Genomic DNA, 6,856 nt, shown 5'->3' on the forward strand with positions numbered 1-6,856 from the left:
TTCGGATGACCACCACGGCGGCAGCGCTGGACGTCACCAGGATCCGGGAAGACTTCCCGATCCTGAGACGTACCGTGCGCGACGGAAAGCCCTTGGTGTACCTGGACTCCGGTGCCACGTCGCAGCGTCCGGTCCAGGTGCTCGACGCCGAGCGGCACTTCCTCACCACGTGCAACGCCGCGGTGCACCGCGGTGCGCACCAGCTGGCCGAGGAGGCCACCGACGCGTACGAGGGTGCCCGCAGTGCAATCGCGTCGTTCGTCGGCGCCGACGCGGACGAGCTGGTGTTCACCAAGAACGCCACCGAGTCGCTCAACCTGGTTGCGCACGTGTTCGGTGACGACCGGTTCTCCCGGGTCGTCGGCCCGGGCGACGAGATCGTCGTGACCGAGCTCGAGCATCACGCGAATCTCGTTCCGTGGCAGGAGCTTGCGCGCCGCACGGGCGCGACGCTGCGCTGGTACGGCATCACCGACGACGGGCGCATCGACCTGGACTCGCTCGAGCTGACCGACAAGGTCAAGGTCGTCGCGTTCACGCACCAGTCGAACGTGACCGGTGCGATCTCGCCGGTGACCGAGCTGGTCCGGCGGGCGCAGGCCGTGGGCGCGCTGACGGTGCTCGACGCATGCCAGTCCGTGCCGCACATCGCCGTCGACTTCCACGCTCTCGACGTCGATTTCGCGGCGTTCTCGGGACACAAGATGCTCGGCCCGTCCGGCGTCGGCGTCCTCTACGGCAAGCGCGCGCTGCTGGCGTCGATGCCGCCGTTCATCACGGGCGGCTCGATGATCGAGACCGTGACGATGGAGGGCAGCACGTACGCGCCCCCGCCGCAGCGCTTCGAGGCCGGTGTGCCGATGACGTCGCAGGTGGTCGGGCTCGGTGCCGCCGTGAAGTACCTCGAGGACATCGGCATGGATGCCATCGCGGCACACGAGCATCAGCTCGTCACCGCGGCGCTGGAGGGGCTCGCCGGGATTCCCGGCGTCCGCATCGTCGGCCCGACGGACGGAATCGACCGCGGCTCTGCCGTGTCGTTCCTCGTCGACGGGATCCACGCCCACGACCTGGGCCAGGTCCTCGACGACGACGGCGTGGCCGTCCGCGTCGGCCATCACTGCGCGTGGCCGATGCACCAGCGGTTCGGCATCGCCGCCACCGCGCGGGCGTCGTTCGCGCTGTACAACACCCTCGACGAGGTCGATGCGCTGATCGCCGGTATCCGGCGGGTGCAGGACTTCTTCGGTGTCGGCGGAGGAGCCTGAGCGTGCGTCTGGAGCAGATGTACCAGGAAGTGATCCTGGACCACTACAAGCACCCGTTGGGTCGCGGTCTGCGCGATCCGTTCGGCGCCGAGGTGCACCACGTGAACCCGACGTGCGGTGACGAGATCACGCTGCGCGCGCACCTGTCGGAGGGTGAGGACGGCCGGCCCGTCGTCGCAGACATCTCCTACGACGGCCAGGGCTGCTCGATCAGCCAGGCGTCGACGTCGGTGATGTTCGACCAGATCGTGGGTATGCCCCTCGATGAGGCGCTGCGCACGGTCGACGCGTTCAGCGAGATGGTGAGCAGTCGGGGCACCGTCGAGGGTGACGAGGACGTGCTCGGCGACGGCATCGCGTTCAGCGGCGTGTCGAAGTACCCGGCGCGCGTGAAGTGCGCGCTGCTGGGATGGATGGCTTTCAAGGACGCCGTTGTTCGAATAGTCGACGGCAATCCCGAAGACGACCTTGCTCGAACCGGAGGACAGACATCATGACCGAGACCCAGGCCGAGCAGGCCCAGCCCGAGAACGCGGCGACCGAGGCCGAGAGCGGTGCCGAGTACGGCGCATCGCTCACCCCGGAGCGCCTCGACGAGCTCGAGGAGGCGATGCGTGACGTCGTCGACCCCGAACTCGGTATCAATGTCGTCGACCTCGGCCTGGTCTACGACTTCAAGGAGATCGACGAGAACGGCATCGACGTCGTCCTACTCGACATGACGCTGACGTCCGCGGCCTGCCCGCTGACCGACGTCATCGAGGAGCAGTCCAAGCGCGCCCTGGTGAACAGCAGCCTGTGCGACGAGCTGCGGATCAACTGGGTCTGGATGCCGCCGTGGGGCCCGGACAAGATCACCGAGGACGGCCGCGAGCAGCTGCGCGCGCTCGGCTTCACGGTCTAGCGGGTTGGCCCGGGATTCCCGGGTACTGACCTACCGCGAGGTCGGTGCCACCGCCGGAGAGCTGCCGGCCGGCTACCGACACCTGCGGGAATCGACCGCCATCGGACGCGGCGAGGATGCCTTCCTCGCCGCGTCCGACGCGTTGATGGGCTGGGATGTCCACCGGCGTGCATGCCTACGGGTGGAGGCCGAGTCGCCGATCGCGGTGCCCGGCACCACCGTCGAGTTGCGGTGGTTCGGCTTCACGATCCCGTGCCGCGTGATCTACGTCGTCGACGAGCCCGACCGTCGCGGATTCGCGTACGGCACGCTGACCGGTCATCCCGAGTCGGGGGAGGAGCGGTTCTGCGTCGAACGCCACGCCGACGGCGCGGTGGTCGCGACGATCACCGCGTTCTCGCGTCCCGGCCGCTGGTTCACCCGCGTCGGCGACCCGGTGGCACGTCTCGTGCAGCGTGCGATGACGCGGCGCTATCTGGACGCGTTCGCCGACTGACGCGTCAGGCCCGCTTGCGGCCCGCCTTCTTCGCGGGTGCGGGCTTGACGTCCTCGCCGGCCGCCTCGAGACTGCGCTGCAGGGCCGCGACCAGGTCGACCACCTCGGCGTCCTCGCCGCCTGCCTCGGCCCGTTCGGCGGCGGGGATGACCTTCTTGCCACCGCTGGCGATCGCGTCGTCCAGGAGTTGGCGGAGCTGGATCTGGTAGTCGTCGGTGAACTCGGTGGGGTCGAAGTCCTCGGCCATGCTCTCGACGAGCGTGCCGGCCATCTTCAGTTCCTTGGCCTTAGGTTCCTCGGCGTCGTCGAGGGACGGGAATGCGGCCGCGCGGACCTCGTCGGGCCACAGCAGTGTCTGGATCACCAGCACCCCGTCCCGTTCCCGCAGTGCCGCCAGTCGGGTCTTCTGGCGGAGGGTGAAGTGCACCAGTGCGGTGCGATCGGTCTTCGCGAGTGTCTTCGCCAGCAGCACGTACGCCTTCGGTGTGGCCGAGTCCGGCTCGAGGTAGTAGCTCTTCTCGAACAGGATCGGATCGATCTGGTCGGTGGGCACGAACTGCAACACCGGGATCTCGTGTTGCTCGGCCGCCGGCAGCTTCTCGAAGTCCTCGTCGGTGAGGATGACGCGATCGCCGTCGTCGGAGTCGTAGGCCTTGTCGATGTCCGCGAACTGCACCGTCTGGCCGCATTCACTGCACACCCGGTTGTACTTGATCCGTCCGCCGTCCTTGGCGTGGACCTGATGGAAGCGGATGTCGTGGTCCTCCGTCGCGGAGTACACCTTGACCGGCACGTTGACCAGCCCGAACGCGATGGAACCCTTCCAGATTGATCGCATGGAACCCACTATTGCCCAGATCGGGGCACGGTGTCGGCTCCGCCGAGAAGATCATCACCATCTCGAGACATTTCGGCGACGTCGGACCGACAGGCAGGCGTCGTCGCGGCGTCTGCGGCGAACGCCCGTCGAACAGTCGACGAACAGTCCGTCCGGCGTCGGGAGAATTGGTCTAGTCCGATTCAGGCTGTTCGTTGTGACTAACAACATCACATCCCCCAAGGCCCTGTCCCTCCTCCTCGCCGCCGGTGCCGTCGCGGCCGGTGTCGTCGGCGCAGCGGGTACCGCGAGCGCCGCGCCCACGCCGTCGGTCACCAAGACCGTCGTCATCGGACTCGACGGCACGATGCTCGACTACGTCAAGGACGCGAACACCCCCAACCTGCATCGGCTGATCGCCGAGGGCACCAGCGGGCAGTCGTCGATCCTCGGTCACCCGACGATCTCCGGTCCGTCGTGGTCGACGATCCTCACCGGCGTGTGGCACACCAAGCACGGTGTGGTCGACAACTCGTTCAACGGCTCGCGCTACGACCAGTACCCGACGGCCTTCACCCGCATCGAGCAGGTGAAGCCCGAACTGCGCACCGCCTCGATCTCGACGTGGGGCGGCATCGCCACCATCGCCGGATCGGGCACGCCCAAGGCCGACGTCGTCGTGACGACCCCGGGTGCCGGCAGCGAGGCCGCGACCGACGCGGCCACCGCGACTGCCGTCGCCGCCGAGATCGCCTCCAATGGTCCGGATTTCGTCTTCACCCAACTCGACCAGGTGGATGGCGCCGGACACTCCTCGGGCACCGTCGGATCGGAGTACGCGCCGGCCCTCGAGCGCGTCGACGCCGAGGTCGGCAAGATCGTCGACGCGGTCGACGCGCGCAGCAACGCCACCGGCGAGAAGTGGACGATCATCGTCACCTCCGACCACGGCCACAAGCCGAACGGCGGCCACGGCGGCCAGAGTGCCGAGGAAGCAACGACGTTCGTGATCGCGCGCGGTGCGGGCTACCAGGCCGGCGTCGCCGACGACGAGTACACGATCGCCGACGTCGCTCCCACGGTCCTCGACAACCTGGGCATCGCCCAGCCCGCCGACCTCGACGGCGCCCCGCTGCCGAAGACCGCGCCGACCGTGACCGGTTCCATCGGCCGGCTGCCGTCGTGGATCCCGACGGGCTCGCTCGGGTCCTGAGTCACGACCGTCGGACGCCGGCTGCCGCCAGCGTCCGACGGATCGGCGGCGGTGCCTGCCGGAAGATCTCCCACATCGCCGCGGCGATGGCCGCGGGTTGATCACGTCCGGACAGGTAGGCCCGCTGCCGGTCCACCGGCAGGGCGAAGAAGGCCTCGAAGAACGCGGCGGTGCATGCCGGATCGAGGCTCAGCAGCGCCCGCAACCCCACCTCGCGCAGGGTCCGGACGGCTCGGGTGGGTAACGGCCACAATGCTTTTGTGGGGTCCCTGCCGGTGGTGAGCGCGGTGACCACCTCGTCGACCGCGCACAGGGACGCCGCCACGCTGTAGCCGGTGCCCGGGTGGATCAACCCCGCCCGGGCACCGAACGCGGCCACCGCGGACCCACCGCGCGGAGCCTCCACGGGAAAGCGCACCCGTTCGGCCGGCGCGGCGGCGGGCAGTTCGACGCCGCGGTTACGCAGCCGGGTCGCGAGTCGCGTGCGCAGCGAATCGGGCGGCAACCCGGGCCGTCCCACGAGACAGGTCTCCTCGAGCAGCACCCGGTCGGCACCGAGGGGGACGGCATAGAGGAACGACGCCGGATCGTCCGGCGCGGTGCCGTTATCGCGGCGCCAGTCCATGAACCAGCCGTCGGCCCCGGCCATCGCGGGGGCCGCGACCTCCTCGGACACCACGATCCCGAACGCGGTCTGCTCCGCCAGCGCCGGATCGGGGCGCAGGCCGCGCGAATCGATCACCCGTGCCGCGCGGATCTGCGTGCCGTCGCGCAACGTGACCGTGCCGGGGCCGATCTCGGCCGCTACCCCGCGAACGACGCGATCGAATCCGAGCCGCGCATGCAGGGCGGAGTTGTCGAGCACGGCGTACGCGCGGTCGAGGCTCCGTTCGCGCGTCGTCCACACCCGGGGTCGGGACACCCGGGCACGCAACACCGACGAATCCAGCCAGGACGGCAGTTCGTCGACCCAGGCCGCGTAGGTGGGCGTCCACGGTCGGTCGGGCGTCGGGTCGACACCCACCACCCGCAGCCCGGCGGCGGCGGCGCGGTGGGCGAGGGCGCGGCCGGCGGGACCGAGGCCCACCACCGCGACATCGGCGGAGAACGTAGGGATCAGAGCCCGCCCGTCGCGAGCAGTCCGCCGTCGACGCGGACGGTCTCGCCGGTGATCCAGGCGGCATCGTCGGAGACGAGGAAACCGACCAGGGCGGCGACGTCCTCCGGGGTTCCCAGCCGCTTCATCGGGTAGACCGACGACGCCTGATCCTCGCCGGCCGACACGAGGGCCGCCGCGAACTTGGTCTTCACCACGCCGGGGGCGACGGCGTTGACCCGGATCTTCGGCCCGAGCTGCCACGCGAGTTCCTCGGTGAGCCGGATCAGCGCGGCCTTCGAGGCGCCGTACGCGGCGATGACGCCGGTCGAGCGGATGCCGGCGACGCTCGCGAGGTTCACGACCGCGCCACCGTGCTCGCCCATCCAGGCCCGGTACGCCTCCTGGACGTAGCCGAGGGCGGCGACGACATTGACGTCGAAGATCTTGCGGACGGCGTCGAGGTCGGCGTCCATCAGCGCGCCGTAGACCGGGTTGATGCCGGTGTTGTTGATCAGGATGTCGATCGATCCAAGGTCGCTCACCGTGCGGGCGACGGCCTCGGTGCGGGCGTCGGCGTCGCCGGAGTTCCCGACGATCGCGATGACCTTGCCGGCGTGCCCGAGGGCGCGCAGGTCCGCGGCCGCTTCCTCGAGCGGTTCGGGTTTGCGCGCGGTCACCACGACGTTGGCGCCGCGCCACAGCAGTTCCGCGGCGATGGCCTTGCCGATTCCTCGGCTGGCGCCGGTGACGAGGGCGTTGCGTCCCTGCAGATCGTTCGCACGTGTCATGGAGCCGAACGTTAGCCGACTCACTGCACCGCGGTGTGGCGACAATCCCGCGTCACGGTAAAATCGGTGGTTCTTGTGCTCTATCGCGGGCACGATGACGTCCGAATGGCGCAGTGCGTGCGCTTCGGGGCCGTCCCGCCTTTTCTCACCTAGGGAGTTTTGCTTGATTACCGCCACCGACCTCGAAGTTCGTGCCGGTGTGCGGACGCTGCTGTCTGCCCCGGGTTCGGCGTTGCGTGTGCAGGCCGGGGACCGGATCGGTCTGGTCGGG

At 69.3% G+C, this 6,856-nt stretch carries 8 protein-coding genes; 5 read left to right on the plus strand and 3 right to left on the minus strand.

The window, feature by feature from the left end:
- Nucleotides 1-5: 5 nt before the first annotated feature.
- From DEU38_RS17855 to DEU38_RS17870, 4 genes are read left to right on the plus strand one after another with little or no spacing between them, the layout of a single operon-like run.
- The gene (locus DEU38_RS17855; protein ID WP_114722737.1) at nucleotides 6-1,268 is read left to right on the plus strand and encodes a cysteine desulfurase; all 1,263 of its coding nucleotides are present in this window, start codon (nucleotides 6-8) and stop codon (nucleotides 1,266-1,268) included.
- A gap of 2 nt (nucleotides 1,269-1,270) precedes the next feature.
- Nucleotides 1,271-1,765, plus strand: a complete 495-nt coding sequence (gene sufU / locus DEU38_RS17860; RefSeq protein WP_114722738.1) for a Fe-S cluster assembly sulfur transfer protein SufU — start codon at nucleotides 1,271-1,273, stop codon at nucleotides 1,763-1,765.
- Nucleotides 1,762-2,172 (plus strand): metal-sulfur cluster assembly factor, encoded by a 411-nt coding sequence (locus DEU38_RS17865; RefSeq protein WP_114722739.1) that lies wholly within the window; start codon nucleotides 1,762-1,764, stop codon nucleotides 2,170-2,172. Before sufU ends, DEU38_RS17865 begins: the two co-directional genes overlap by 4 nt.
- Before the next feature lie 4 nt (nucleotides 2,173-2,176).
- Entirely contained in the window at nucleotides 2,177-2,668 is a 492-nt protein-coding gene (locus tag DEU38_RS17870; RefSeq protein ID WP_181818832.1) for a DUF1990 domain-containing protein, read from the plus strand.
- Nucleotides 2,669-2,672: 4 nt separating this feature from the next.
- Here DEU38_RS17870 and DEU38_RS17875 read toward each other — a convergent pair whose 3' ends face one another.
- Nucleotides 2,673-3,506, minus strand: a complete 834-nt coding sequence (locus DEU38_RS17875; RefSeq protein ID WP_114722740.1) for a Ku protein — start codon at nucleotides 3,504-3,506, stop codon at nucleotides 2,673-2,675.
- A 196-nt stretch (nucleotides 3,507-3,702) separates the two neighbouring features.
- Between DEU38_RS17875 and DEU38_RS17880 the strand changes: the two genes are divergently transcribed.
- The gene (locus DEU38_RS17880) at nucleotides 3,703-4,698 is read left to right on the plus strand and encodes an alkaline phosphatase family protein (RefSeq protein ID WP_181818833.1); all 996 of its coding nucleotides are present in this window, start codon (nucleotides 3,703-3,705) and stop codon (nucleotides 4,696-4,698) included.
- A 1-nt stretch (nucleotide 4,699) separates the two neighbouring features.
- Here the strand turns inward: DEU38_RS17880 and DEU38_RS17885 are convergent, their stop codons facing one another.
- The gene (locus DEU38_RS17885; RefSeq protein WP_258557982.1) at nucleotides 4,700-5,785 is read right to left on the minus strand and encodes a lycopene cyclase family protein; all 1,086 of its coding nucleotides are present in this window, start codon (nucleotides 5,783-5,785) and stop codon (nucleotides 4,700-4,702) included.
- A gap of 29 nt (nucleotides 5,786-5,814) precedes the next feature.
- Nucleotides 5,815-6,585: an SDR family oxidoreductase gene (locus tag DEU38_RS17890; protein ID WP_114722741.1), complete on the minus strand. Its 771-nt coding sequence runs from the start codon at nucleotides 6,583-6,585 to the stop codon at nucleotides 5,815-5,817.
- Nucleotides 6,586-6,856 lie beyond the last annotated feature (271 nt).

This window comes from Rhodococcus sp. AG1013 (genome assembly GCF_003350365.1).
Classification (GTDB): Bacteria; Actinomycetota; Actinomycetes; order Mycobacteriales; family Mycobacteriaceae; genus Prescottella.

Coding starts and splice junctions, on each gene's coding strand:
- DEU38_RS17855 (WP_114722737.1), top strand. CDS start 6: ATGACCACCACGGCGGCAGCGCTGGACGTCACCAGGATCCGGGAAGAC.
- DEU38_RS17865 (WP_114722739.1), top strand. CDS start 1,762: ATGACCGAGACCCAGGCCGAGCAGGCCCAGCCCGAGAACGCGGCGACC.
- DEU38_RS17875 (WP_114722740.1), bottom strand. CDS start 3,506: ATGCGATCAATCTGGAAGGGTTCCATCGCGTTCGGGCTGGTCAACGTG.
- DEU38_RS17890 (WP_114722741.1), bottom strand. CDS start 6,585: ATGACACGTGCGAACGATCTGCAGGGACGCAACGCCCTCGTCACCGGC.